At 71.5% G+C, this 25,150-nt stretch carries 24 protein-coding genes and 1 pseudogene; 12 read left to right on the top strand and 13 right to left on the bottom strand.

Annotated elements, in window-relative coordinates; translation table 11 throughout:
• The first annotated feature begins 12 nt into the window (after positions 1 to 12).
• Positions 13 to 873, top strand: coding sequence for an alpha/beta fold hydrolase (locus OHA25_RS34455; RefSeq protein WP_327581084.1), 861 nt, complete (start codon positions 13 to 15; stop codon positions 871 to 873).
• On the opposite strand, the gene OHA25_RS34460 is transcribed toward OHA25_RS34455, so the two are convergent.
• From OHA25_RS34460 to OHA25_RS34480, 5 genes are all read right to left on the bottom strand, one after another.
• Entirely contained in the window at positions 860 to 2,434 is a 1,575-nt protein-coding gene (locus tag OHA25_RS34460) for a penicillin-binding transpeptidase domain-containing protein (RefSeq protein ID WP_327581085.1), read from the bottom strand. The genes OHA25_RS34455 and OHA25_RS34460 overlap by 14 nt on opposite strands.
• Before the next feature lie 46 nt (positions 2,435 to 2,480).
• A complete protein-coding gene (locus tag OHA25_RS34465; protein WP_327581086.1) occupies positions 2,481 to 3,173 on the bottom strand; it encodes a lysophospholipid acyltransferase family protein in 693 nt (230 codons plus the stop codon).
• Between the two features lie 218 nt (positions 3,174 to 3,391).
• Entirely contained in the window at positions 3,392 to 3,991 is a 600-nt protein-coding gene (locus OHA25_RS34470) for an NUDIX hydrolase (protein ID WP_327581087.1), read from the bottom strand.
• A gap of 43 nt (positions 3,992 to 4,034) precedes the next feature.
• On the bottom strand, positions 4,035 to 5,192 hold the full coding sequence (locus tag OHA25_RS34475) for a sensor histidine kinase (protein ID WP_327581088.1): 1,158 nt from the start codon (positions 5,190 to 5,192) through the stop codon (positions 4,035 to 4,037).
• On the bottom strand, positions 5,189 to 5,839 hold the full coding sequence (locus tag OHA25_RS34480; protein ID WP_327581089.1) for a response regulator transcription factor: 651 nt from the start codon (positions 5,837 to 5,839) through the stop codon (positions 5,189 to 5,191). Before OHA25_RS34480 ends, OHA25_RS34475 begins: the two co-directional genes overlap by 4 nt.
• A 187-nt stretch (positions 5,840 to 6,026) precedes the next feature.
• Here OHA25_RS34480 and OHA25_RS34485 point away from each other — a divergent pair, with 187 nt between their 5' ends.
• The 4 genes from OHA25_RS34485 to OHA25_RS34500 are packed head-to-tail and all read left to right on the top strand — an operon-like array spanning position 6,027 to position 9,557.
• On the top strand, positions 6,027 to 6,572 hold the full coding sequence (locus OHA25_RS34485; RefSeq protein ID WP_327581090.1) for a hypothetical protein: 546 nt from the start codon (positions 6,027 to 6,029) through the stop codon (positions 6,570 to 6,572).
• Positions 6,569 to 7,627, top strand: coding sequence for an efflux RND transporter periplasmic adaptor subunit (locus OHA25_RS34490; RefSeq protein WP_327581091.1), 1,059 nt, complete (start codon positions 6,569 to 6,571; stop codon positions 7,625 to 7,627). Before OHA25_RS34485 ends, OHA25_RS34490 begins: the two co-directional genes overlap by 4 nt.
• A complete protein-coding gene (locus OHA25_RS34495) occupies positions 7,624 to 8,340 on the top strand; it encodes an ABC transporter ATP-binding protein (protein WP_327581092.1) in 717 nt (238 codons plus the stop codon). The genes OHA25_RS34490 and OHA25_RS34495 overlap by 4 nt, the downstream gene beginning before the upstream one ends.
• Positions 8,337 to 9,557 (top strand): ABC transporter permease, encoded by a 1,221-nt coding sequence (locus tag OHA25_RS34500; protein WP_327581093.1) that lies wholly within the window; start codon positions 8,337 to 8,339, stop codon positions 9,555 to 9,557. The genes OHA25_RS34495 and OHA25_RS34500 overlap by 4 nt, the downstream gene beginning before the upstream one ends.
• A gap of 122 nt (positions 9,558 to 9,679) precedes the next feature.
• Here the strand turns inward: OHA25_RS34500 and OHA25_RS34505 are convergent, their stop codons facing one another.
• From OHA25_RS34505 to OHA25_RS34530, 6 genes are all read right to left on the bottom strand, one after another.
• On the bottom strand, positions 9,680 to 10,864 hold the full coding sequence (locus tag OHA25_RS34505; protein ID WP_327581094.1) for an RNA polymerase sigma factor: 1,185 nt from the start codon (positions 10,862 to 10,864) through the stop codon (positions 9,680 to 9,682).
• Positions 10,861 to 11,193, bottom strand: a complete 333-nt coding sequence (locus OHA25_RS34510; protein WP_327581095.1) for a YciI family protein — start codon at positions 11,191 to 11,193, stop codon at positions 10,861 to 10,863. The genes OHA25_RS34505 and OHA25_RS34510 overlap by 4 nt, the downstream gene beginning before the upstream one ends.
• Entirely contained in the window at positions 11,190 to 11,531 is a 342-nt protein-coding gene (locus OHA25_RS34515) for a YciI family protein (protein ID WP_327581096.1), read from the bottom strand. The genes OHA25_RS34510 and OHA25_RS34515 overlap by 4 nt, the downstream gene beginning before the upstream one ends.
• Positions 11,532 to 11,610: 79 nt before the next feature.
• Positions 11,611 to 11,907, bottom strand: coding sequence for a hypothetical protein (locus OHA25_RS34520; protein WP_327581097.1), 297 nt, complete (start codon positions 11,905 to 11,907; stop codon positions 11,611 to 11,613).
• A 639-nt stretch (positions 11,908 to 12,546) separates the two neighbouring features.
• On the bottom strand, positions 12,547 to 13,518 hold the full coding sequence (locus OHA25_RS34525) for a tyrosine-type recombinase/integrase (protein WP_327581098.1): 972 nt from the start codon (positions 13,516 to 13,518) through the stop codon (positions 12,547 to 12,549).
• Positions 13,515 to 14,759 (bottom strand): cysteine desulfurase-like protein, encoded by a 1,245-nt coding sequence (locus OHA25_RS34530; RefSeq protein ID WP_327591083.1) that lies wholly within the window; start codon positions 14,757 to 14,759, stop codon positions 13,515 to 13,517. The genes OHA25_RS34525 and OHA25_RS34530 overlap by 4 nt, the downstream gene beginning before the upstream one ends.
• On the opposite strand from OHA25_RS34530, the gene OHA25_RS34535 reads away from it, so the two are divergent.
• The 4 genes from OHA25_RS34535 to OHA25_RS34550 are packed head-to-tail and all read left to right on the top strand — an operon-like array spanning position 14,712 to position 18,638.
• On the top strand, positions 14,712 to 15,761 hold the full coding sequence (locus OHA25_RS34535) for a winged helix DNA-binding domain-containing protein (RefSeq protein WP_327581099.1): 1,050 nt from the start codon (positions 14,712 to 14,714) through the stop codon (positions 15,759 to 15,761). The two genes, OHA25_RS34530 and OHA25_RS34535, sit on opposite strands and share 48 nt — an antisense overlap.
• Positions 15,762 to 15,785: 24 nt before the next feature.
• On the top strand, positions 15,786 to 17,216 hold the full coding sequence (locus tag OHA25_RS34540; protein ID WP_327581100.1) for a WS/DGAT/MGAT family O-acyltransferase: 1,431 nt from the start codon (positions 15,786 to 15,788) through the stop codon (positions 17,214 to 17,216).
• A gap of 49 nt (positions 17,217 to 17,265) precedes the next feature.
• Positions 17,266 to 18,354, top strand: coding sequence for a winged helix DNA-binding domain-containing protein (locus tag OHA25_RS34545; protein WP_327581101.1), 1,089 nt, complete (start codon positions 17,266 to 17,268; stop codon positions 18,352 to 18,354).
• Entirely contained in the window at positions 18,321 to 18,638 is a 318-nt protein-coding gene (locus tag OHA25_RS34550) for a hypothetical protein (protein WP_305917210.1), read from the top strand. The genes OHA25_RS34545 and OHA25_RS34550 overlap by 34 nt, the downstream gene beginning before the upstream one ends.
• A 660-nt stretch (positions 18,639 to 19,298) precedes the next feature.
• Here the strand turns inward: OHA25_RS34550 and OHA25_RS34555 are convergent.
• On the bottom strand, positions 19,299 to 20,042 hold the full coding sequence (locus OHA25_RS34555) for a TetR/AcrR family transcriptional regulator (RefSeq protein WP_327581102.1): 744 nt from the start codon (positions 20,040 to 20,042) through the stop codon (positions 19,299 to 19,301).
• A gap of 143 nt (positions 20,043 to 20,185) precedes the next feature.
• Here OHA25_RS34555 and OHA25_RS34560 point away from each other — a divergent pair.
• The 3 genes and pseudogenes from OHA25_RS34560 to add form a co-directional block, all read left to right on the top strand.
• Positions 20,186 to 21,136: pseudogene (locus OHA25_RS34560) on the top strand (RNA polymerase sigma factor); the annotation flags it as partial.
• 198 nt (positions 21,137 to 21,334) lie between these two features.
• Positions 21,335 to 22,102, top strand: coding sequence for a class I SAM-dependent methyltransferase (locus tag OHA25_RS34565; protein ID WP_327581103.1), 768 nt, complete (start codon positions 21,335 to 21,337; stop codon positions 22,100 to 22,102).
• A 43-nt stretch (positions 22,103 to 22,145) separates the two neighbouring features.
• Positions 22,146 to 23,096, top strand: coding sequence for an adenosine deaminase (gene add / locus OHA25_RS34570; RefSeq protein ID WP_327581104.1), 951 nt, complete (start codon positions 22,146 to 22,148; stop codon positions 23,094 to 23,096).
• 308 nt (positions 23,097 to 23,404) lie between these two features.
• Here the strand turns inward: add and OHA25_RS34575 are convergent, their stop codons facing one another.
• Positions 23,405 to 25,132, bottom strand: a complete 1,728-nt coding sequence (locus OHA25_RS34575; protein ID WP_327581105.1) for a tachylectin-related carbohydrate-binding protein — start codon at positions 25,130 to 25,132, stop codon at positions 23,405 to 23,407.
• Positions 25,133 to 25,150: the final 18 nt, after the last annotated feature.

Raw genomic sequence — 25,150 nt, forward strand, 5'->3', positions numbered from 1 at the left:
AAGGGAGCCATCATGATCACTCTCGACACCGTGACGTCGTCGAAGGACGGCACCACGATCACCTACCACCGGCTGGGCACCGGCCCGGGGCTCGTGCTCCTGCACGGGGCCATGCAGACCGGCCACAGCAACATCGAGCTGGCCCAGGCCCTGTCGACCGACTTCACCTGCTACGTCCCCGACCGCCGGGGCAGGGGTCGCAGCGGCCCGGCGGGCCCGGACTACGGCCTCCAGCGGGAGGTCGAGGACCTCGACGCGCTGCTCACGGCCACCGGCGCGCACCACGTCGCCGGCGTCAGCTCGGGCGCGATCATCGCGCTGCGCACCGCGCTCGCCCGGCCCGAACTGCGCAAGGTCGTCGCCTTCGAGCCGCCGCTGGACATCGACGGCTCCAACCCGACCGGGTGGCTGGACCGCTTCGACCGGGAAATCGCCGCGGGCCGCATCCCGGCGGCGCTGGTCACCGGCATGCGCGCCACGCGGATGGGGCCACCGATCTTCAACGTCATGCCGCGGGCGTTACTGGAGCTGCTCACGGCCATGATGGTGAAAAATCAGGACAAGGCCGCCAATGGTGGGGAGCCGACGTTCCGTGACCTGGCGCCGACGCTGCACAACGACGCCCAGATCGTGGCGGAGACCTCCGGCGACCTCGAGGTCTACGGCGCGGTGAGTGCCGAGGTGCTGCTGCTCGGCGGCACGAAGAGCCCGGCGTACCTGAGGTCGGCGCTCACCGCGCTGCAGAGGGTGCTGCCGCGGGCCCGGCGCGTGGACCTGGCCGGGCTCGGCCACAGCGCCACCTCGAACGCCGCGATGCGGGGCAACCCGGAGCGGGTGGCGGAGGAGATCCGCCGATTCCTCACAACCCCTTGAGGAAAGCCGCCGCCACGGGGGCGGCCACCTTGCCGCCCCCGCCGCCGCCCTCCACGACCACCGCGAACGCCACATCCCCCTTGAACCCCACGAACCAGGCGTGGCTGTCGAGCTTCTCCCCGGTGCCGTATTCGGCCGTGCCGGTCTTGCCGTGCGTGCCGGCGGGCAGCCCCGCCGACTTGGCGGTGCCCTTGGTGACGACGGCCGCCATCATGGCGTGCAGCTGCTCCTTCACCCCGCCGGGCAGCTCCCGCTCGGTGGTCTTCTGCTTCAGCGAGGGCACCAGCGTCGGCGGCCGCCAGGTGCCGTCGGCGATGGCGGCGGCCACCGAGGCCATCGACAGCGGGCTGGCGGTGATCCTGGCCTGCCCGAACGCCTCCGCCGCCAGCTCGGCGTCCGACTCCGCCCTGGGGAAGCTCGCCTTGGTGGCCGGCACCCCGATGTTGAGCGGCTGGTTGAAGCCCACGCCCTCGGCCACGTCGAGCAGCTTGTCCGCGCCCAGCTTCGACTGGGCCAGCGGCGCGAACGTGGTGTTGCACGAGTGGGCGAAGGAGTCCAGGAACGACAGCGATCCGAACTCCTCCTTGTCCGAGTTGCGGATCTTCAGGCCGCCGACGGTGGCGTACATGGGGCACGTGACCGTGTCCTGCGGCGACACCCCTGCCGTGAGCAGCCCGATCGCGGTGACGGCCTTGAACGTCGAGCCCGGCGGATAGCGGCCGTCCAGCGCCCGGTTGAACCCGCCCTGGTTGTTGACCACGGCCAGGATCTCGCCGCTCGACGGCCTGATCGCCACCATCGACGTCGGCTTGTCCATGTCCTTGACCGCGCCTACCGCGGCCGCCTGCACGTGCGGGTCGAGCGTGGTCTGCAGCGGCTCGCCGGCTGCGCCCTCGATGGTCTTCAGTGTCTTGCCGCCGAGCTGGATGTCGGTCGCAGGCGTGCCGGCCAGCCGCTTCTGGAACGTCTCCTGCAGCCCGCCCCGGCCGACCGCCTGCCCCACCTTGTAGGCGGAGCCCAGCTTGGCCACATCCTTCTTGGTGGCCTTGTCCAGGTAGCCGACGAGCTGCTGCACCGACCCGCCCACCGTGCCGTCGTCGATGCGGCCGCCGTCGGCGTCGGTGATCTCGGCCCGCTGCTGCCAGCGCGTCTTGATGCCGAAGGTCGCCCCGGCCGCCATCGACGGGTGCAGGGCCGCCGGTTTCCAGTCGACCTTCCAGGTGCGGTCGGCCACGACCAGGTCGATGTGGCCGTCGTAGGACCAGTCGCCGATGTTCTTCAAGGTCAGGGTCGCGGTGTAGGGGACGCGCGCCATGTCGTCGCCTTCGGTGACCTTGCCCAGCCGGATCGAGGTCCGCTCCACCGACAGCGCCGTGCGCTGCTGGTCATAGCCGCCCAGCTGCTGCGCCGTGGCCAGCTCCTTGCCCATGGCGGGCCAGTCGCCGGCCTGCCACGCGGCGGCGAAGCGCTGCGCGGTCTCCGCCGGGGTGCCCCGGGTGTGCAACACGTAGTAGGCGCCACCGGCCGCGGCGCCCACCGCGAGCACGGCGGCGCTGGACACGATCGCGATCGTACGGCCCCGCGCCACTGATCAGCCCCCTGATTGTCTAGCTCGACCCGTTGGATGCCTTGACGCTGGCAGCATAAACCGGGACGTACTCCTGCCCGGACAGCTTCTGGATCGCGGCCATGATCTCGTCGGTGACCCTGCGCCGGTCCTGGGCCTTGGTGTGGTCGCCGGTGAAACGCAGCGGCTCGCCGATGGTGATGCCGATCTTGGCCGGCCGCGGCACCGAGGCGCCGACCGGCAGCACCTTCTCGGTGCCGCTGAGCGCCACCGGCAACACCGGCGCGCCCGTCTTGAGCGCCAGCCACGCCACCCCGACCTTGCCCCGGTAGAGCCGGCCGTCGGGGGATCGGGTGCCCTCGGGGTGGATGCCGAACAGCTCGCCGCGCTCCAGCAGCGCGGCGGCCTCGTCGAGCATGGTCTGCGCGGCGTGGGCGCTCTCGCGGTCGATCGGCAGGCTGCCGCCGAGCTTCATGAAGAACCCGGAGACAGGGTTGCCGGAGAAGTATTCGTTCTTCGCGGTGAACGTCACGTGCCGCGGCAGCAGCGCGGGCAGCAGGAACGAATCCAGCATCGACAGGTGGTTGGCGGCCAGGATCGCGGGCCCGCTCCTCGGCACGTGCGCCGCACCGGAGATATGCGGCCGGCACATCGCGTGGGCGAGTGGTGCAGCGGCGAACTTGACCACTTGGTACAGCAACAGGCTCTCCTGGTTGATCGGGCGGTCGGCCACCCCACCATAAGGCAGGCGCCCCGCCGGTGAGCGGAGCGCCTGGCAAAGCCGTTAGGCCGATGTGGCGGTCGCCTCCTCGGCGAGATGCACAACACGGCTCCAGCCGAACGGTATTCCGTGAAGGCGGTAATTTGCGGCCCGGGGGACACTAACCACATCGGCCACTCGATGCTAACGGACATCCGGGGGTGCTATTCCATCCGCCCCCAAGAATTCGGTCAGGTTCTGGTCCAGTGTGGCTGGGGCACGTCGAAGACCCGCTGCTCGCGGCCCCGCAGCGCCACTTCGGCGAACTGCCAGAGGATGGCCCCCGTCGGCGCGTGGATCACGATCGACGGTCCCAGCGGCATCTGCAGCTGCTCGCCCTCCCAGCGCGGCACTCCGGGCGCCAGGAACCGCTCCAGCGGCACCGCGTGCACCGAGGCCACCTCCCGCGGGTCGGCCACCGGCTCCTGCCGGCCACCGAACGCCACCACCGGCGTGATCACGAAGCCCGAGTCGGTGACGAAGTCGTCGAGCAGCCCGGCCACGTCCACCCCGGTGACGCCGGTCTCCTCGGCCAGCTCCCGCAGCGCCGCCTCGACCGGCAGCTCACCGTCGTCCAGCCGGCCGCCGGGCAGTGCCCACTGCCCGGCGTTGCGCCCCCTCGGCGCGCGCTTGATCAGCACCGTGTAGGGGACGCTCTCGGCGTCCTCCAGCACGCACACGGTGACGGCGGCCCGGCGTATCCCTCCGGCCGGCGGCACCTCGCGGCGGTCGAAGGCGGCCAGCCGGGCGGTGATCTGCGCACGCAGCGCTTCCATGGGCGACGACAGCACGTTCTCAGGATCTCACGGTGCTCCCGCCGCGCCGTGGCAGGGCTCAGGGCGTCTCGCACGGCAGCGTCACGGTGACCCGCAGCCCGCCGTCCCGGCGCGCCACCGCCTCGACCTCGCCGCCGTGCGCCGCCACGATGGCCCGGACGATCGACAACCCCAGCCCGGCTCCCTTGTACGAGCGCACCCGATCCCCCTGCATCCGGCTGAACGGCTCGAACAGGTCGTCCACCTCATACGGCGGCACCGGCGGCCCGGTGTTCTCCACCGTGATCACCGCGGAGTCGCCCTCCCGCCGCAGCGCGAGCCAGATCTCTCCGTCGCGCACGTTGTACTTCGTGGCGTTCTCCAGGAGGTTGAACAGGCACCGCTCCAGGAAGAGCGGGTCCCCCTCGACGAGCACGGGCCGCAGGTCCTGGTGCAGCGTGACGGGCCGCTTGCGGGACTGCAGGTCGATCTGCTCCAGCACCGCCCGCACGACCTGCTCCAGGTCCACCGGCCGGCGCACGGTCAGCTCCTGCTCCGACTGCGCGAGCAGCAGCAAACCCTCGATGAGCCGCTCGTAGCGGGCGTTCGTGCCCAGCAACGCCCTGGCCAGCGCCTTGAGGTCCTCCGAGGCGGCCGGCTCCTCCAGCGACACCTCCAGCACCGTACGGTTGATCGCCAGCGGCGTGCGCAGCTCGTGGGAGGCGTTGGCGATGAAGCGGCGCTGCGCGTCGAACACGCGGTGCAGCCGGCCCAGCATCGCATCGAACGTGTCGGCCAGCCGCCTGACCTCGTCCGGCGGGCCCCCGAGCCCGATGCGCTCGTGCAGCGTGCTCTCCGACAGCCGCTGCGCGGTCTCGGTCACCCGTTCCAGCGGCCGCAGCGCCCGGTCGGCGACCACGTAACCGAGCACCAGCGCGACCACGCCGACCAGGATCATCACCAGCACGGACGAGTGCACCATCTGGCTGAGCACGTTGTCGGCCCGGTTCTCGATGTCGCCGACGAACCGGACCTCCTCCACCGCCGGGCGCCGCACGATCACGTCCGGAGGCGGGTTCACGATCTTGGCGGCCCCCATGACGAACTGCTGCTCCAACGCCTCGGCGAGGATCAGGTAGGTGAGCCAGAGCAGGATCGAGCCGGCCAGGATGAACAGCCCGCCGTACAGCAGCGTCAGCCGCAGCCGCAAGCGCCTGCTGCGCCACCAGGAGATCACAGGCGGTACCCCTTGCCTGGCACGTTCTGGATGGCCGGGGGCAGGCCGAGCTTCTTGCGTAACGACGTGATCGTGACCCGCAGCGCGCCCGTCGTGGCGTCGGCGTACTCGTCCCACACGCTCTTGCGCAGCTCGCCGGAGGTGACCAGCTCGCCGCCCGCCGACAGCAGCGCCCGCAGCACGTCGAACTCCTTGCGGTTCAGCGACACCGGCCGCCCGTCCCTGATGACCGTACGGCGGGCCGGGTCGAGCCTGATCCCGGCCCGCTCCAGCGGCGGCGCCGACGAGCGCGGCGCGCGCCGGGCCAGCGCCCTGATCCTGGCCACCAGCTCGGCGAACGCGAACGGCTTGACCAGATAGTCGTCCGCGCCCAGCGCCAGCCCGTCCACCTTGTCGCGGATCTGGCCCGCCGCGGTCAGCATGAGCACCCGGCCGCCCCCGTTCTCGCGCAGCCGCCGGCACACGTCGTCGCCGTGCACCTCGGGCAGGTCCCGGTCGAGCACGACGACGTCGTAGTCGACGTACGCGGCCATGTCGAGGGCGTCCTGCCCGTCATAGGCCACGTCCACGGCGATCGCGTGCAGCCTCAGCCCGTGCGCGACCGCGTCCGCCAGCCGTTCCTCGTCCTCGACGACAAGCACCCGCATCGCCGCCCCCTCTCTCGGCCACGAGCGTGACGGATCACGTGTTAGCCGCGGGTAAGCGCAGTTCCTGCTGCTTGTGGCGGGCTGTCGGACGCAGCCCGCCATAAGGGCTTATCCGGTTTTAGCACCCGGTCGGCTGGAGTAGGGCCGCGCCGGGGGCGACGGACCCGCGGCGCTGAGGAGCGAAACCATGACCCCAAGGTTGTTACTGGTCGCCGTCCCCCTTGCGCTGGCGCTGGCCGCGTGCGGTGGCACCGCTGCCAAGGACGACGGCGTCGCCAGCGCGAACGGCGGCGCCGCGTCCGCCGATCCCACGGCGTCCCCGTCGGCCAAGACGGACCCACAGCAGGCGGCGCTGAAGTTCGCCAAGTGCATGCGCGAGCACGGCATCGACATGCCCGACCCCAAGATGGACGAGGGCGGTCTCCAGATCAGCCTCCCCCGTGGAGTGACCCCGGAGAAGGCCGATAAAGCGCAGAAGGCGTGCGAGCACCTCATGGAGTCCGCCATACCGGAAGGCGAGAAGCCCAGCGCGGAGGACTACGACCAGATGGTCAAGTTCGCGCAGTGCATGCGGGAGCACGGGATCGACATGCCCGACCCCAAGCCGGGCGAGCCGATGCGCATCAAGATGCAGGGCGGCTCGAAAGAGAAGATGGACGCCGCGCACGAGGCCTGCAAGGAGCACGCACCGGGCGGCAAGGGCGGGTTCGTCAACCGCGGGGGCAAGCCGTGAGCAAGGGCCTCCTGCTGGGTGGCGGCGCCGTCCTGGCGGTCGCCGCCACGTGGACCGCGGTGGCGGTCTTGAGCGACGCCGGCACCGGCGCGGCCGCGCCGACCGCGTCCCCGGTGCCGGCGACCGCCGAGATCACCAGGCAGGACCTGGTGGAGACCAAGACCGTGAGCGGCTCGCTCACGTACGCGGGCGAGCGGCAGCTCGCCTCCGGCGCCTCCGGCACCGTGACGTGGGTCGCGGGCCAGGGCACGGTGGTCCGCCGTGGCCGCCCGCTGCTCAAGGTCGACCGCAGGCCCCTGGTGCTGATGTACGGCAAGCTGCCCCTGTACCGGACCCTGCAGCGCGGCATGTCCGACGGCCCCGACGTGGAGCAGCTCGAACGCAACCTCAAAGCGCTCGGCTACGGCGACTACCTGACGGTGGACGACCACTTCAGCTACGCCACCGCGCAGGCCGTCAAGGAGTGGCAGGAGGATCGCGGGCTGGCCGAGACCGGGCAGGTGGACGCCGCCCAGGTCGTGTTCCAGCCCGCCGCCGTCCGCGTCACCGAGGCCAAGGCCGAGGTCGGCGCCAAGACGGCGCCGGGGCAGCAGGTGCTCACCGTCAGCGGCATCCGCCGGCTCGTCCACGTCGACCTCGACACCGGCGATCAATCGCTGGCCCGCAAGGGCGCCAAGGTCGGCGTGACGCTGCCCGGCGGCGAGCAGGCGAGCGGCACGATCACGTCGGTCGGCACGGTCGCCGAGACCTCCGGCCAGGACCAGGACGCGAGCACGACCATCGACGTCGACATCACGCTGGCCACCACGCCGAAGACCAAGCTGGACCAGGCGCCGGTCGAGGTGGAGATGCAGAGCGAGCGGCACGCGAACGTGCTGGCCGTGCCCGTGGAGGCGCTGCTGGCGCTGCGCGAGGGCGGGTTCGGCGTCGAGGTCGTCGAGGGGCCGGCCACCAGGATCGTGGCGGTGGAGACCGGGGCGTTCGGCGGCGGGATGGTGGAGATCGACGGCGAAGGGCTGGCCGAGGGCATGAAGGTCGGGGTGCCCGCCTCATGACCGCCATCGTGGAACTGGCCGGCGTGACCAAGACCTACCCCGGCGACGTGCACGCGCTGCGCGGGGTGGACCTGACCATCGCCCGTGGTGAGCTGCTCGCCATCATCGGGCCGTCCGGGTCTGGCAAATCGACCATGCTGCACATGATCGGCACGCTCGACCGGCCCACCACCGGCACCGTACGCGTCGCCGGCCACGACGTCGCCGCCCTGTCCGACCGCGAGCTGTCCGCCCTCCGCTCGCGTCACATGGGCTTCGTCTTCCAGCAGTTCCATCTGGCGCCCGGCGTCAGCGCTCTGGACAACGTGGCCGACGGCCTGCTCTACACCGGCACGAACCGGCGCGCCCGCCGCGAGCGCGCAGCCGCGGCGCTGGAACGCGTCGGGCTCGGCCACCGGCTGCGGCACACACCGTCGGAGTTGTCCGGAGGCGAGCAGCAGCGGGTGGCGGTCGCCCGCGCGGTGGCCGGGGACCCGCCGCTGCTGCTGGCCGACGAGCCCACCGGCAACCTGGACTCGAGGGCCGGCGCCGACGTGCTGTCCGTCCTGGCCGGCCTGCACGAGTCCGGCACCACGATCGCCGTCATCACCCACGACGCCGAGATCGCCGGCTGGTGCCACCGCCAGGTGCGCCTGCGCGACGGCCTGGTCGTCGACGGCCACGACCACGACGACCGGGGACCGGTCGAGCTGCTGAAGGGAACCGGGCGATGAGGCGCCGCGACGGGCGGCCGGCAACGGGCGAACGGCTCGCCCCCGGGCGGCTCAGCCCCGGTGACGTGCTGCGGGTCGGCGCGGCCGGGCTGCGCGCCCGTCCCACCCGGGTGATCCTGTCCGCGCTCGGCATCGCCATCGGCATCGCCACCATGATCGCCGTGATCGGGATCTCCTCGTCCTCCCGCGAGCAGCTCCTGCGCCAGCTCGACCGGCTCGGCACCAACCTGCTGACCGTCACCCCGGGCCGGACCATGTTCGGCGAGGACGCCAAACTCCCCACCACTGCGCTGGCCATGGTCCAGCGCATCGGCCCGGTCCGCACGGCGGCCGCCACGGGCAGCGTGGAGGCCAGCGTACGGCGCACCAACCACATCCCCGAGTCGGTCACCGGCGGCATCTCCGTCCAGGCGGCCAGCACCGGCCTGCTGACCACGCTGGAGGGCGCCGTGGTGAAGGGCACCTGGCTGAACGACGCCACCGCCGGACAGCCGGCCGTCGTGCTCGGCGCCGCGGCGGCCGAGCGGCTCGGGCTGGCCAGGACCGGTGTCCAGGTGTGGATGGGCGGGCGCTGGTTCACCGTGATCGGGATACTCGGACCGATGCCGCTCGCGCCGGAGATCGAACGCTCGGCCCTCGTCGGGTTCCCGGCCGCCGAGGAACTGCTCGGGTTCGACGGCTACCCGACGACCATCTACGAACGTTCCTCCGACGAGTCCGTGGAGTCGGTGCGGGCGGTGCTGCCGCGGACGGTCAACCCGTCGAACCCCGAGGAGGTCTCGGTCAGCAGGCCGTCCGACGCGCTGGAGGCCAAGGCCGCCGCCGCGGGCGCGTTCACGAACCTGCTCCTGGGGCTGGGCGCGGTCGCGCTGCTCGTGGGCGGGGTGGGCGTGGCCAACACCATGGTCATCTCGGTGCTGGAACGCCGCAAGGAGATCGGCCTGCGCCGCTCGCTCGGCGCCACCCGGGGCCAGGTGCGGCTGCAGTTCCTGTCGGAGTCGCTGCTGCTGTCGGCGCTCGGCGGGGTGGTGGGCGCGATGCTCGGCGCGCTGGCCACCGCGGGGTACGCCGTGTCGCGGGACTGGCCGCCGGTGGTGCCGCCGTGGGCGATCGGCGGCGCGATCGCGGCGACCCTGCTCATCGGGACGGCCGCGGGCATCTACCCGGCCATGCGGGCGGCCCGCCTGTCGCCCACGGTCGCCCTGGCCACGACCTGAGCCGGCGCGCCTGTCGCCCACGGTCGCCCTGGCCACGACCTGAGCCGGCGCGCCTGTCGCCCACGGTCGCCCCGGCCACCACCTGAGCCGGCCTGGCCGGCGCTCCCGTCACGTTTCGGGGGTCACCGGCCGAGTGCCTCCTGGGCCGTGGCCCGCCGCGAGCGCAGGAACTCGCGCTCCGGCGTGGTCCCCACCAGGTCCAGCGCCCGGCCGTACTCCGCCACCGCCTCCTCCATGCGGCCCAGGCGGGTCAGCAGGTCGGCGCGGGTCGCGGGCAGGAGGTGGTGCCGGGGCAACGCGTCGTCCAGGCCGGCGAGCAGGTCGAGGCCGCGCTCGGGCCCGTACGCCTCCGCCACGGCGACGGCCCGGTTCAGCCGCACCACGGCCGAGCCCGTCAGCAGCTCCAGCAGCTCGTACAGCTCGGCGATCTCGATCCAGTCCGTGTCCTGCGGGCGGGCGGCCGCCGCGTGCTCGGCGGCGATGGCGGCCTGCAGCAGGTAAGGGCCGGGCGGGCCGGGGGTCAGGACCGCCAGGCCCTCGGCGATCTCGTCCTGCCGCCACCGCGAACGGTCCTGATCGGGCAGCCGGACGAGCCGGCCGTCGGCGTCCACGCGGGCGTCCCTGCGGGCGTGGTGCAGCAGCATCAGCGCCAGCAGGGCGCGTACCTCGGTGTCGGCGGGCATCAGCTCGGCCAGCATCCGGGCCACGGCGATGGCCTCGGCGGCCGGCTCGTCGCGGATCAGCCGCTCGCCCTCGGTCGCCGCGTACCCCTCCGTGAAGATCAGGTAGATGACCGCCAGCACCCCGTCGCGGCGCTCGGCCAGCTCCGCTTCCGACGGCACCCGGTACGGGATGCCCGCGTGGCTGATCTTCTTCTTGGCGCGGGTCAGTCTGGCCGCCATGGTCGTCTCGCTGACCAGGAACATGCGGGCGATCTGCCGCGTCGTGAGACCGCCGACGCAGCGCAGCGTCAGCGCCACTCTGGCCTCCATCGACAGCGCGGGATGGCAGCACGTGAAGATCAGCCGCAGCCGGTCGTCCGGCGGCGCCGGCCCCTCCTCGACGATCAGCAGCGGCAGCTTGCGCGCCGCCACCTCCGCCCGCCGCAACCGGTCCACCGCCCGCCGGCGCGCCGTCGTGAGCAGCCACGCCGGCGGATTGTCCGGCACCGGCGGCCACGCCGAGACCGCCGCGGTGAACGCGTCCTGCAACGCCTCCTCGGCCAGGTCCAGATCGCGCAGCTCGGCGGTGAGCAGGGCGAGCAGGCGCGCCCATTGCCGCCGGTACGCCTGCTCGACCGCGTTCATCCTGTGTACTCGGCCACCGGCCGCACCTCGACGATCCGCTCCGGGCACTGCTTGGCCAGCTCGATCGCCTCGTCGAGGTCACGGGCCTCGATCAGGTAGAAGCCGCCCACCTGTTCGGTCGTCTCGACGAACGGCCCATCCGTGCGCAGCACCTCGCCGGCCTTCTTACGCAGGCTGACCGCCCGGCCCGGCCCGGACAGCTCCTCCCCGTGGAGGTAGGCGCCACGCGACTTGAGCAGCTCGATGAAGGCGCCGTGGGCGGCGTACTGCTGCTCGGCCGGGCCCGACCCGTCGGTCTCGTCGCCGTACATGAGCAGGACATACCTCATGACGCCTCCTCAGGAACGGGGCGGATCTCGACGTCGGACGGCATCGCGGTGGCCAGCTCGATCGCCTGGTCCAGGTCCGCGGCCTCGACCACCATGTAGCCCGAGATCTGCTCGACGGTCTCGGCGTAAGGGCCGTCGGTGATCAGGATTCGGTCGCCGTCCTTCCTGATCGTGGTGGCGGTCGAGGAGTGGGCCAGCTCGTTGCCGTACAACCCGGCGCCCCGCTCCCTCAGGAGCCGGTCGAACTCGCCCCACTTCTCGTAGATGCGCTTGCGCTCTTCCGGCCCGGCCTCGGCCCAGGGGCGTTCGTCTCCCGCGACGAACAGCACGTACTTCATGGTTTCCTCCTCTTGGGTCGCAACCATGACGCACGACCCGGGCCGGAATCGACACCGCCTCGGAAATTCTTCCGAGAAATCAGGACACGATGCTCTCGAGGGCGAAGCTGAGGACGGTGCCGATGACCATGCCCACGCCGGCCGCCACGGCGGCCCACTTGCCCAGAGGCTCGCCCCTCGCATGGCCGACGACGCCCAGCACGATGCCGGCCAGGCCGAACAGGACCGGGGTGAACAGCACGGCCACCGCTGCGCAGACGAACCCGACGATCGACACGACCTGATCAATGGCCCGCTGACCGGAGGGCGGACGTGGCGGCCGCTGCGCGTCGGCGTGCCGATCGTCGCCTCCGGGCGAGTCCTGGGGCGAGGTCACGGACGGCTCCTCTCGGCGGGAACCACATCACACACCGGAGCGGGCCGCCATGTCGAGCCGCGTCCGCCCAGGTGTAGCGTCTGGATTGCCCGAGCCGCGAGACTTGCCGCGCTGATGCACGGCGGAGGAGACGCGACATGCTCAGATGGACGGCGGCGGACGTCCCCGGCCAGCACGGGCGCACGGTGATCGTCACTGGCGCGAACAGCGGACTCGGCGCGGAAACGACCCGCGTCGGTGCGCGCCTTTGCCGATGGCCTCGACGTCGCTGATCAACCACGTGCGCGAGCGGGTCGTCACCGTGTCCAGCGGCCTGCACGTGCTCGGCAGGATCCGCGGCGACCTGAACTGGGAGCGCCGCCGCTACCAGCGGTGGCTGGCCTACGCGCAGTCCAAGCCGGCCAACCTGCTGTTCGCCTACGAGCTCCAACGAAGGCTGTCCGCGGCGGGATGGCGGACCATTTCGGTGGCGGCTCACCCCGGCGTCGCTGGTCCGCTCAAGCCGCACCTCGTGCGACACCACGCTCGCCGCTCAGCTGTGGGAGCGGTCCGAACGCCTCACCGGCGTCCCCTACGTCATCGAACCGCTCTGACGTCAGCCGCGGGTACTGGTGTTGCCGGGCGCGGCGGCGTTCCGGGTCAGGCGAGGGGGCGGGCGGTGGGGAGGCGGAGGCGGTCGACGGCGTCGCGGCGGGTGCGTTCGGGGCGGCGGTCGTAGCGGGCCGTGGTGGCCGGGGATGAATGGCCGACCAGGGCCTGGGCCGTGGCCAGGTCCACCCCCGCGTCCAGCAGCTCGCCGATGAACGTGCGGCGGAAGTCGTGCGCCGTACGCCGCGCCGCCCCCGCCGCCCCCAGCCGCCGCGCCAGGATGTCGGCGATGCCCTGCCCGGTCAGGCCCACCGGACGGCCGTCGCGCTCCCGCACGCGTCCTGCCGTGCTGATCGGGCTGAACAACGCCCCCGGCATGGCCCCGCGGACTGCCAGCCACCGCTCGACCAGCCCGATCGCGTCGGTCGTCAGGTAGACCAGGCGCTCCTTGTCCCGCTTGCCGCGCACCCGCAGCGACCGCGCCCCCGGATCGTAGTCGGCCAGCGCGAGCCCGCCCAGCTCGGCCCGCCGGCATCCGGTGGAGTACAGCACGGCGATCAGCGCCGCGTCCCGCACCCCGGCGGGCGAGTCGTCGCACGCGGACAGGGCCGCGCCGACCACCTCCGGCGGCACGTGGTGCCCGGTCGGCAGCCGGCTCTGCCGTACCGGAGCCAGGTCGGAGGCGCGGGCGAAGTCCTCGGCGCTGGTCTGCCCCAGCCGCCACGCCTCCTTCAGCACCCGGCGCAGCGCCACCAGGTGCTTGTTGACGTACGCCGCCGACCACCCCTGATCGGTGAGCATCGTACGGATGCGCACCGTGTGCTCGTAGCGCAGCAGATGCCACGGCTGCCCCGCGCCCGTGGCGGCGGTGTCGCCGGTGAGCAGGCGGGCCAGCCGGTCGAGGCAGCCGCGCATGGTGCGGCGCGACTCCAGGCTGGTCAGCGAGTCGAGGTAGACGTGGTAGGGGTCGCGCGCCGGCTCGACCGGCGGCGCCGCCAGATCAGGGACGGCAGGCAGGCTCACCCCGACGATCTTAGAGCGTCGACGCCTTCGAGGAGCCGGTCCACGTCGGAGCGGTCGTTGTAGTGGACCAGCCCGGCGCGCACCGCGTCGCCCGAGTCGCGGATGCCGAGCGCGCCGGTCAGCTCCCAGGCGTAGTTGTGCCCGTTCCAGACGTTCACCCGCAGCCCCGCCAGGTGCTCGGCAACCTGGCGCGGGGTGTGCCCGGCCACGGTGAAGTACGCGGTGGCGGTGCGCCTGGCCGGCTTGCCGTACACCGTGACGTGCGGCATCGTCTCCAGCCCTGCCAGCAGCACCGCGAACAGCTCCAGCTCGTGCTCCTCCGCCGCCGTCATCGAGGTGAGCAGGCGCTCGCGGCGGGTGCCGGCGCCCGGGACCATGGCCGCCAGGTGGTCGACGGCCGCCGTCACGCCTTCCAGGTCGGCGAACGCCGCCGTGCCCCGCTCGAACCGCTGCGGCACCGTGTCCGGCGACGAGGCCAGCTTGTCCGGCCGGAGCGTCTCCAGCAGCGCCGGGTCGGCCACCACCGCGCCGATGTGCGGGCCCGACCACTTGTAGGCGCTGGTGGCGTAGAAGTCGGCGCCCAGCGCCCGCATGTCCACCGGGCCGTGCGGGGTGGCGTGCACGCCGTCCACGTACATCAGCGCGCCCGCCCGATGCGCCAGCTCGGCGATGGCGGGCACGTCGGGGCGGGTGCCCAGGATGTTGCTGGCCGCCGTCACCGCCACCACCCGGGTACGCTCGCCGATCAGGCTCGCGTACTGCTCGACCGGGAGCTCCCCGGTCACCGGGTCCACCTCGGCCCAGCGGACGGTCGCGCCGGTCTGGGTCCAGGGGCGGACGTTCGCGTCGTGGTCGAGCCTGGAGACCACCACCTCGTCGCCGGGGCCGGCGATCGCCCTGGCCAGGTTGTAGGTCAGGGTGGTCATGTTCGGGCCGAGGATCACGCCGCCGGGGTCGCCGCCGACCAGGTCGGCCACGGCCGCGCGGCAGGCGGCCACGATGGCGTCGGAGCGGTGACTGGCGGGGAAGGCGCCGCCCACGTTGCCGATCCCGCTGCGGTAGGCGTCGGAGATGGCCTCGATCACGGATCGGGGGGTTTGGGTGCCGGCCGCTCCGTCGAGGTAGGCGTAGCCGTCGGTCAGAGCGGGGTAAGAGGCGCGCACCGAATTAATGGGGAAAGGCATGATATGTAGATGCTCACCCTCCGCGACCTCAACCGTGCCACCTTGGCCCGGCAGCATCTCCTGGAACGTCACAAAGGGGATGTTACCGACATCGTGCAGCGTCTGGCCGGGCTGCAGGCGCAGGAGCCGCGCCCGCCTTACCTCGGGGTGTGGTCGAGGCTGGAGGGGTTCGAGCGCGATCATCTGCACGCGGCGCTGCACGCCCGCACGGTGGTGCGCGCCACCATGTGGAGGGCCACGCTGCACCTGGTGACGGCCACCGACTTCGCCGCGTTCCGGCCGCTGCTCACGCCCATGCTGGCCGCCGCGGCGCGCCGCTTCGACGAGATCGACTTCGACGCCGTCGTGGCCGCCGCCGACCGGCTGCTCGCCGCCGGTCCCATGACGTTCAATGAGCTGCGGCCGCGGCTGCAGGAGGAGTTTCCCGACGCCTACGACCGGGCTCTGGGGTATGCGGTCCGCATGCTGACGCCGCTGGTCATGGTGCCCACCGAGGACCGGTGGAGCTACCCGCGTGAGTCGGCTTTCGGGCTGCCCGGCATCGAGCCGGACCCGGCCGGCCCCGAGACGCTGATCGAGCGGTACCTGGCCGCCTTCGGACCCGCCACCCCCGCCGACGTGCAGACCTGGTCGGGGCTGGGCGGCCTGAAGCGGGTCATGTCGGGAATGAATCTGGACCGGCTCGCCGGACCGGATGGCAAGGAGCTGTTCGACCTGCCCGGCGCGCCCAGGCCGGGCGGGGACGTGCCCGCGCCCGTGCGGTTCCTGCCCGACTTCGACACGCTCGTCCTCGGCTACGCCGACCGCACCCGGGTGGTCCCTGATGCATACAAGGGCCTGGTCACCACCAAGAATCTGCGGGTCAGGGCCGTCTACCTGGTCGACGGGTTCGTGGCCGGCACCTGGCAGATCAAGCGCTCGGGCAAGAAGGCCAGGCTGCTCCTCAGCCCGTTCACCCCGACGCCGCTGGAGCCGCTCGAGGAAGCAGGACTGCGGATGCTGGCCTTCGCCGAGCCCGAGGCGGGCACGCTGTCCCTTGAAGTGACGGGCGGAGTCTGATTGGTTCGGGGCGGAGGTGTCCCCATGCCGCAGCTTTCCGCCCTGGACGCGCAGTTCCTCCATTTCGAGACCGCGACGAACGTGGCCAACATCGCCGGCCTCGCCATCCTCGACGGCGACCTCAACCGTGCCGACCTGCAGGACCTGCTCGAACGGCGGCTCCCGTACGTGCCCGCCCTGCGGCGCAAGCTGGCCCCGGTGCCCTTCGGTCTCGACCACCCGTACTGGATGGAGGAGGACGATCTCGACCTCGACTACCACGTACGCGAGATCGGCCTGCCGCCGCCCGGCGACGACCGGCAGCTCGCCGAGCAGGTCTCCCGCCTGCACGCCCGCCGCCTCGACCGGGGCCGCCCCCTGTGGGAGATCTACCTGATCCACGGCCTGTCCGGCGGTCGCATGGGCCTCTACACCAAGATCCACCATGCGGCCGTGGACGGGATCGGCGGCGCCGATGTGCTGGCCGCGCTGCTCGACGTCAGCCCCGAGCCCGCGCCGCCGCCCGCGGTCCCGCCCGAGCGGGACGAGCCGCCGCCCGGGCGGGCGGAGATGATGGCACGCGGGCTGGCCAGGCTGGCGCTCAACCCTGCCCAGGCGGTGCGGTTCGCGGCCCGGGCAGTGCCGCACCTGGACGAGATCCCCGTCGTGTCCCGGCTCCCGGGCAGCCATCTCGTCTCCGGGCTCGCCCGCAAGCTCGCCGGCGCCGGGCAGGCGCCGGAGCTGCCGATGCTGCCCGCCCCCAGGACCCCGTTCAGCGGCCCCGTGTCCCAGCACCGGCGCTTCGCGTTCGTGTCGCTGCCGCTCGATGAGATCAAGCAGGTGCGCAAGGCGTTCGGGGTCACGGTCAACGACGTGGTCATGGCCGTGTGCGCGGGCGCGCTGCGCAGGTGGCTGGCCGCGCACGGCAGCCTGCCGAGCCGTCCGCTGGTGGCGGGGGTGCCGTTCTCGCTGCGGGAAGCCGGCGTCGAGGGACGCGGCAACCAGGTGGCGATCATGACGGCCCCGCTCGCGGTGCACGTCGCCGACCCCGTCGCCCGGCTGCACCAGGTGCGGCAGGCCATGCACCGGATCAAGGACAGGTTCTCGCTGGCGCCCGCGCGGTGGCTGCGCGAGTTCAGCGAGTCGATGCCGGCCGCGCTCATGGGGCTGGCGTCGAGGTCGGCGTTCGGGCTGGTGGGGGAGACCGCCCCGCCGATCAACGTCATCGTCTCGAACGTGCCCGGCCCTCAGTTCCCCCTGTACGTGTGCGGCGGGCGGCTGCTGACCCACTACCCGGTCTCCGTGATCACGGACGTGAGCGGCGGCGTCAACATCACCGCGTTCTCCTACGACGGCTCGCTCGACATCGGCGTCGTCACCGACCGGCGCATGGTCCCGGACGCCTGGGAGCTGACCCGGCACCTGCGCGACGCCCTCCAGGAACTCCGCGAGGCCGAGGCGGCCTTGCCACACTGACCTCGAATCGCGGAATCAACCTTGCCGCATTGGTCCCTAGGCTGGACTCATGATCCTGAATCGCCGGGTGCTCAACCGCACCACGCTCGACCGCCAGCTCCTGTTGCGCCGTGCCGACATGAAGCCCGTTCAGGCCATCGAACGGCTGGTCGCGGTGCAGGGGCAAGAGATCGACGCGCCGTACATCGGTCTGTGGACGCGCCTGGCCGCCTTCACCCAGGACGACCTGGCCTCGCTGCTGTACGGCAAGCAGGTGGTACGCGGATCGTTGCTGCGCGGGACCCAGCACCTGGCGCTGGCCGGCGACTACGTGTGGATCCGGCCGCTGATGCAGGTGATCCTGTCCAGGGGCAGGCAAGCGGCCTTCGGACGGGTGACGCGCGGCGTGGACCTCGAGGAGCTGGCCCGGCTGGCGCGCGAGCACCTGGCCGGGCGTACGCTCACCCGTCCCCAGCTGCGTGACCTGCTGCGCGAGCGGTGGCCCGAGGCGGATCCGATGGCGCTGAGCTGGTCGGCACAACTGCTGCTGCCGATCGTGCACACGCCGCCGAACGGGATCTGGGGGAAGGGCGGGGCCACGCCGTTCACGCTGGCCGAGGAGTGGCTGGGGCGGCCGCTGGACGGCACCGCACCGGTGGAGCGGCTGGTGGAGCGGTATCTGGCCGCGTACGGGCCGGCGAGCGTGATGGACGTGCAGATGTGGTCGGGGCTGACGCGGCTGCGGGCGGTCGTGGAGGGCATGTCCCACTTACGGAAATATCAGGACACCGAGGGTCGCGTCCTCTACGACCTGCCCGACGCGCCCCTCGCCGAGGAGGACGTGCCCGCCCCCGTACGGTTCCTGCCCTGGTTCGACAACCTCGTCGTCGCCTACGCCGACCGCGGCCGCCTGATGACCGCCGAGCAACGCAAGGCGGTGTGCGTGGGCGCGGTCATCTACCCCACCTTCCTCGTCGACGGAACTGTCGGTGGCATGTGGGACCTTAAGGACGGCGTGCTGACAGTCGAGCCCTTCCACCCGCTGTCCGACGGCGTGATGGAGGAGCTGGCCGCCGAAGCAGCGCGCCTGATGGCCTTCGCGGGTGTCGAGGATGGGAGCATCGCATGGCTAGCGCCCAGGAGCTCTACGACGACCTAGTCGCCGAGCACCTCGCCAGGCCCGACGTGAGCATGGGGCGCATGCTCCACGCGGACGGGCTCAAGGTCGGGGGGAAGGCGTATGCGTTCTTCTCCCGGGACCGGGTCGTGCTCAAGCTGCCGGCCGCGCGGGCCGGGGAGCTGGTGGGTGAAGGGACGGCCGAGGTCCTTCGGATGGGGTCACGGCAGATGCGGGAATGGGTCGCGTTACGCGAGCCTGACGAGGTGGTGTGGCGGCGGCTGATGGCGGAGGCGGCGACCTACGTCGAGAGCCTGGGCCGCTGACGGGGCACGGCGTTTCAGGGGCTCTTGCGCCGCCTGCTCCACCAGGCCTTCGGCCCGCCCCGGCGGCGCCATGGACGGACCGGCCGCGTGGTGGTGCGCATGCCGGTGGTGCTGCGCCGTGTCGCGTGTGCCCGGCGCGGTTCCGCACCCTGTCGCGCGTGCTGGCGGTGCTGCGCTGTGTTGCGCCTGCTGGCGGTGCCGCGTCTTGCGCGTGCCGGCGGCGCCGTGTCGTGTTGCGCATGCTGGCGGTGCTACGTCACGTTGCTTGTGCTGGCGATGGTGCCGTGTTGCTCGTGCTGGCGGTGCTGTGTCGTGTCGCGTGTGCCCGGCGTGGTGCCGCACCCTGTCGCGCGTGCTGGCGCGGTGCTGCGTCATGTCGTGGGTGCCCGTCGCCAGGACTCGGCGCACGCGGAGCGCCACGGACGACGGTTCGCGTGGCTCTATGGCGCACGCGCCTGCGCGGTGCCGGGCGCTCAAACGGCGAGTTCAAACGGTGAGGGCCGGGCACTCAAAACGGCGAGCTCGAACGGTGACGGCCGGGCACTCAAAACGGCGAGCTCAATCGGTGACGGCCGGGCGCTCAATACGGCGAGGGCCGGGTGTGGTGGCCTGAGGGCTCAGACGATGAGAGCCCGGAACGCAGCAGTGGGGCGTGGCGGGTCAGCGGCGAGCATACTCGCCGATGGCCGGTTCGAGGAGGGTGAAGACATGCTGGGCGGATTCCGCGAGGGCGGCGGCGATCGTGTCGTCGTCATCCCCGGCCAGGGTGCGGCTCTGCAGCTCACGGAAGAGCAGCCGATCCGCCGCCGCGAGCTGCGCGGCCACGGCCCGTGCGGCGAGCTGGCTGCCCCCGTCGTCCATGGTGGCCGACGTGGCCAACGTGGCCGGAGTGGCCAAAGTGGCCGCAGTGGTCAGCGTGGCAGGGGTGGCCAGCGTGGGGGTGGTGGCCGGGGTGGCCATGGTAGGCGGCTCGGTGGCGAGCTGGGCCGCGAGGGCTTCTTCGCGCTGGTCGTGGAGGTCGCGAAGGCGGGCGACCAGCGTCGGGCTGTCGGCGATCATCCGGGCGAAGTCCTGCCCGGTGAAGCCGATGACCGGATCACGCCGCTCCAGCGCCCCCAGGTATGCCCGCCGCACCGCATCCAGCGCCGATTCGCCCGGTGCGCGCCCCGCCACGGTTTCGGCCAGCCCCGCCACGAAAGCCTCGTGGTGGTCGAGCGCCAGATCCTCCTTCCGGGGGAAGTAGTTCGTCACCGTCATCTTCGCCACCCTGGCCGCGGCGGCGATGTCGGCGATCGTCGTCCGGTCGAAGCCACGTTCCAGGAACAGTTGGGTAGCGTGGTCAGAGATGGCCTGCCTGGTCTCTCGCTTCTTCTGTTCCCGCAAGCCCAAGGTGTCGATGCTCATAGCCACAGTCTTCCATAAATTTTTAGGTTCGACCTTATTTTAGGTTGACCAAGGCGAAGGTTCAACCTAAAGTTAGGCGCGACCCAAACTTAGTGCGTCCATCCAACGCGAGCGAGGAGTGAGTTTTGTCCGAAGCAGCAGAGGTTCTCGAAGTGGACGACAACACTGCCGACGGTGGCGGGACCGTCGGCGCGGACTCGGTCAAGGCATACCTGAAGGAGATCGGGCGCGTCCCGTTGCTGACTGCCGAGCAGGAGATCGACCTGGCCAAGCGCATCGAGGCCGGCCTGTTCGCCAGGGAGCGGCTGGACACCGAGCCGGGGCTGCCCGCCGAGCTGCGTGCCGATCTGGAGTGGATCGCCGACGACGGCGAGCGCGCCAGGAGCCGCATGCTGGAGGCCAACCTGCGGCTGGTGGTCTCCATCGCCAAGCGTTATACCGGCCGCGGCATGCTCTTCCTGGACCTGATCCAGGAGGGCAATCTAGGCCTGATCCGGACGATCGAGAAGTTCGACTACCGGCTCGGCTTCAAGTTCTCCACGTACGCGACCTGGTGGATCAAGCAGGCCATCACCCGGGCCATGGCCGACCAGGCCCGTACGATCCGCATCCCCGTTCACATGGTGGAGCTGATCAACAAGGTGGCCAGGGTGCAGCGCCGCCTGCAGAGCGACCTCGGCCGCGAGCCCACCCCGGAGGAGATCGCCACCGAGACCGAGCTGGAGGTGGCACGGGTCATCGAGGTCCAGGGATACGGCCGCGAGCCGGTCTCCCTGAGCACGCCGCTGGGTGAGGAGGGCGACAGCGAGTTCGGCGACCTCATCGAGGACACCGAGGCCGTCTCCCCGGCCGACGCGGTCTCGTTCACCCTGCTCCAGCAGCAGCTCAACTCCCTGCTCGACCAGCTCTCCGAGCGGGAGGCAGGCGTGATCAGCCTGCGGTACGGCCTGGCCGACGGACAGCCGAGGACGCTGGACGAGATCGGCAAGGTCTACGGCGTCACCCGCGAACGCATCAGGCAGATCGAGGCCAAGACGATGTCCAAGCTTCGCCACCCGTCGCGTTCGCTGGCGCTGCGCGACTATCTCAGCTGATCTTCTTCGACGATCGGGTTGATGATCCGATCGAATGCCCCGGGTGCCGCACAAGTGATCAATTTGGGGGTGGCGGCACCTTTCTGGGGCGGCTGATCGGGAAATGTCCGCTGGTCGGGAGAAAGGCTGCGTAAACGAAAACCCAAGAGTGTCGCATGGGGCCTTTGACCGGCACGGCGGCTGGCCTAGATTCCAAGGGTGAAACGCACCCGCTCCAGTGTCGTCCACCAGGCGGCCTACGCGTTCAAAAATCCCCACAAGATCGCCCCCCATCTGCGGCGGCTGGCGCGTGACACGTGGTTCCGGCTGCGTACCCGCGATCATGTCGGCTACTACCGGGCGGTCATGAAGTCCGACACCGCGCGCGACCCCGAGGGCGCGGTCGGCTCGCACACCCACAAACGCTGGCTGGCGCTCGGGCGCATGCAATTCGACTACCTCGTCGAACACGGGCTCAAGCCGGAATGCCGCATGCTGGAAATCGGCTGCGGCAACCTGCGCGCGGGGCATTTGTTCATCGACTACCTGCACGATGGAAACTACTACGGAATCGACATCTCGCCCGACATCCTCATGGCGGCGCAGGACACCATCGTCCGGCACGGCCTGCGCGACAAACTGCCGTATCTGACTCCGGTACGCGATCTGCGTTTCGCGTTCCTGCCCGACCGGCATTTCGACGTCGTGCACGCGCACAGCGTCTTCTCGCACTCGCCGCTGCACGTCATCGAGGAGTGCTTCGCGCACGTGGGCCGCGTCATGAAGCCGAACGCCTGGTTCGACTTCACCTTCGACCGGACCGAGGGCAAGGAGCACCAGGTCCTGCGGGAGGACTTCTACTACCGCACTGAGACGCTCGCGGCCCTGGCCGAGAAGCACGGATTCACGGCGACGTTCATGGAAGACTGGGAACGGTTGCCGCACAAGCAGTCCAAGATGCGCCTCACCAAGAAGACCGCCACGTGAAAACGGAGTGCGCGCGGGCGGGGCGGGTTTCTAAGGTTGGGGCGTGAGAGACGTACGGTCACTGCCCAAAGCCCACCTGCACGTGCACCTCGAAAGCACCGTACGCCCGGAGACGGCGCGTGAGCTGGGCGGATCGCGCGAGCCCGAGAACGGCTTCCAGAGCTTCAGGGAGTTCGGCGACGCGCGGGCCCGGGTACGGGAGCTGCTGCGCACGGCCGAGCACTTCAGGCGGATCGCGGTGGAGTTCTGCGAGGACGAGGCCGCGCAGGGCACCCGCTACGTGGAGGTGACCTTCACCGCCGCCTCCCACGGCGAGCGGCTGGGGGCGCCGGAGATGCCGCTGGAGGCGGTGCTCGACGGGCTGACCGAGGGCGGGGCCAGGCACGGGATCGAGTGGCGGGTGCTGCTCGACCACTCCAGGCGGCGGCCGGTCGAGCGGATGTGGCGCACACTCAAGCTGGCCACCCGCTACGACGCCGTCATCGGCCTGGGGCTGGCCGGCGACGAGGCCCACCCGCTCGCCCCGTTCGCGGCGGTGTGCGACGCCGCCAGGGACGCGGGGCTGCGCCTGACGCACCACGCGGGGGAGGCGGCCGGCGCGGCCAGCATCCGCGAGGCGCTCGACCTGGGGCACGCCGAGCGGCTGGGGCACGGGATCCGGGTGCTCGACGACGACACGCTGGTGGCGGAGGTGCGTGAGCGCGGGATCCCGCTGGAGGTCTGCCCTACGTCCAACGTCCTGCTCGGGTTCGTCCCCTCGCTCGCCGCCCACCCGCTGCCGCGGCTGCGGGCCGCCGGGCTGGCGGTCACCGTCAACACCGACGGGGAGACGGCGCTCGCCGACGAATACGCCCGCCTGCGCGACGTCTTCGGCTACGACGACCACGACCTGGCCGATCTGGCCCGGGCCTCGATCGACGCCTCGTTCGCCCCCGAGCCGCTCAAGTCCCGCCTACGCACCGAGGTGGACGCCTGGCTCGAGCCGTCCCCGTGACCGACCGGCCTCCTCCGGGCGACTGCCACGCCGCAGTCCCCGCCTACGGAGGGGCGTTGCGACGGTGGAGGTCGGCTGCCCGCTCCCACCAAGGGCTGCCACGCAGAAGGTGACGCGCCCGCTGACGGTCGCGGTGCCGTGCCCGCTCATCCGTGCCCGCTGAGGCTTCGTTGCGCCGGAGGTTTCGCGCCGGTGCTCGCTGACCGGGCGTCGCGCCGGAGGTCGGGCGCGCGCGCCTGCCGGGGGCTGTGGCACCGGGAGGCCATGTTGCCTGCTGAACGTTCCGGACTCGGCCGCGCGCCGACGAGTCAGAGGCGCTTGGCCGCGCGCCAAGTTCGGTCATAGAGCGTGCCGTCGTCGAGCAGCGACGGCCCTCCCCGATCGCCCAAGGTCGGGCCGTCGACGACCTTGCGGCTGGACAGGAAGCGGTGCCCGCCCTCAGAGTCGATGCCCAGGAAGATGCCCACATGGTCGATGTCGGCGCCGTCATCGGTGCTGGCATCCCAGAACAGCAGGTCACCCGGCTGCAGGTCGGCGTAGGAGCCCGGCTTGGCGGTGCCGCCGTCGGCCACGCCCACGCCAAGGGCGGAGGCGTGCATCTGCACGGCTCGTCGTGGCAGAGCGGTGCCTGCCGGGGTGCCGATCGCCACCGGGTAACCGCCGCGGTAGCCGTACACCATCCGGACGAATCCCGAACAGTCGAGCGCACCCTTCTGCTCCGGCTCGGCCCGATCCACCTTCTCGCCGTACGTCCAGTCCAGCCCCAGGTAGTCGTTGAAGTCGGACCCCTCGTTGGGGCCGTCTTCGCCGACCGGGCCGTAGTGGGCATCGCCGGCGTATCGCTGCCCCTCCTTCGTCTGGTCGCGTGCCCCCGTGATGTACTGCGTGGCGATCTCGAGCAGATCGTCCTGCGTGCTGCCGATGGTGGCGGACAGCCAGGAGGACGCCCAATCGGCCGACGGCGTCCAGGGCTCGGGGAGCAGGCGTACCCATGCTCGGGTCGAGACGGTGGCGTCAGTGGTGCTTTCGGCGAACTTGCGTGGCGAGCCGTACAGAATCGCGGTACGGGCGCGGAGAGTGAGCACCGCGCCGGCCTGCCCGTCCTGGTAGTAGATCGTCTGTCCATGCTTGCCAGCGGCGTAGCCGGTGAAGGAACTGGCCGAACACGAGGCGTCGCCCGCGAACACGGCGGTGAAGCCGCTCCAGCCACTGCCCACCTGGCGGCGCGCCTGCCACACGGGTGCGCCTGCCCGCGGGTCGGCGTGCCGTTCCCACCAGAGCCTGCCGCTCGGGTCCACCGCGTAGAAGACTCCGGCACCGGCGCCGGCCAGGTCGCGGTAGCCGCCCCAGCCTTCACCGGTCACCAGCCCGGTGCCGGTGCTGAAGGACGGACCGCCGCCTCCAGGGTCGGCGTGGCGGTACCACCGCATGTGTCCTTTGGTGTTGACGCCGAAGAGCACGCCATCGCCTCCGGTCATCAGTCGCGTGATCGCGTTCCATCCGGAGCGGATGATCTTGCCGCTGCCCTCGGCCCAGGCGTTGCCGCCCCGCACCGGCGACAGGTGCCGGTGCCAGTGCAGGTTTCCCTGCCTGTCCAGGGCGTAGAGCACGCCCGAGCCGTCGGTGGTCACCTCGACGTAGCCGCCCCAGCCTTGTCCGATCACCCTGCCGGAGCCGGGCGCCCACTGCTCGGCGCCGGTTGCCGCGCCGAGATGCCGATACCACCGCAGGTAACCGGATCCGTCGACCGCATAGATCACGCCGTCCCTGCCGGAGACGATCGAGACGAAGCGCCCCCACCCATGACCGACCTTCCTGCCGCTACCAGGCGCCCACGATGCGCTGCCGTCGGCGCCGTCCCGATGGCCATGCCACGTCAGGTCCCCGCCCTGATCGACCCCGTAGAGCGGAACCGTGGGCAGGCAGGTCAACGGGGATGCGGCTGACGCCTGTCGCGCCGGCAGCGAGACCAGCAACGCCGCACCCACCAAGGCCGCAGCTGCCGCGGCCCCGAGACGTCTACGAACCCCCGTCATGGCTGGAATGACTCCGAT

This window comes from Nonomuraea sp. NBC_00507 (assembly GCF_036013525.1).
Classification (GTDB): Bacteria; Actinomycetota; Actinomycetes; order Streptosporangiales; family Streptosporangiaceae; genus Nonomuraea.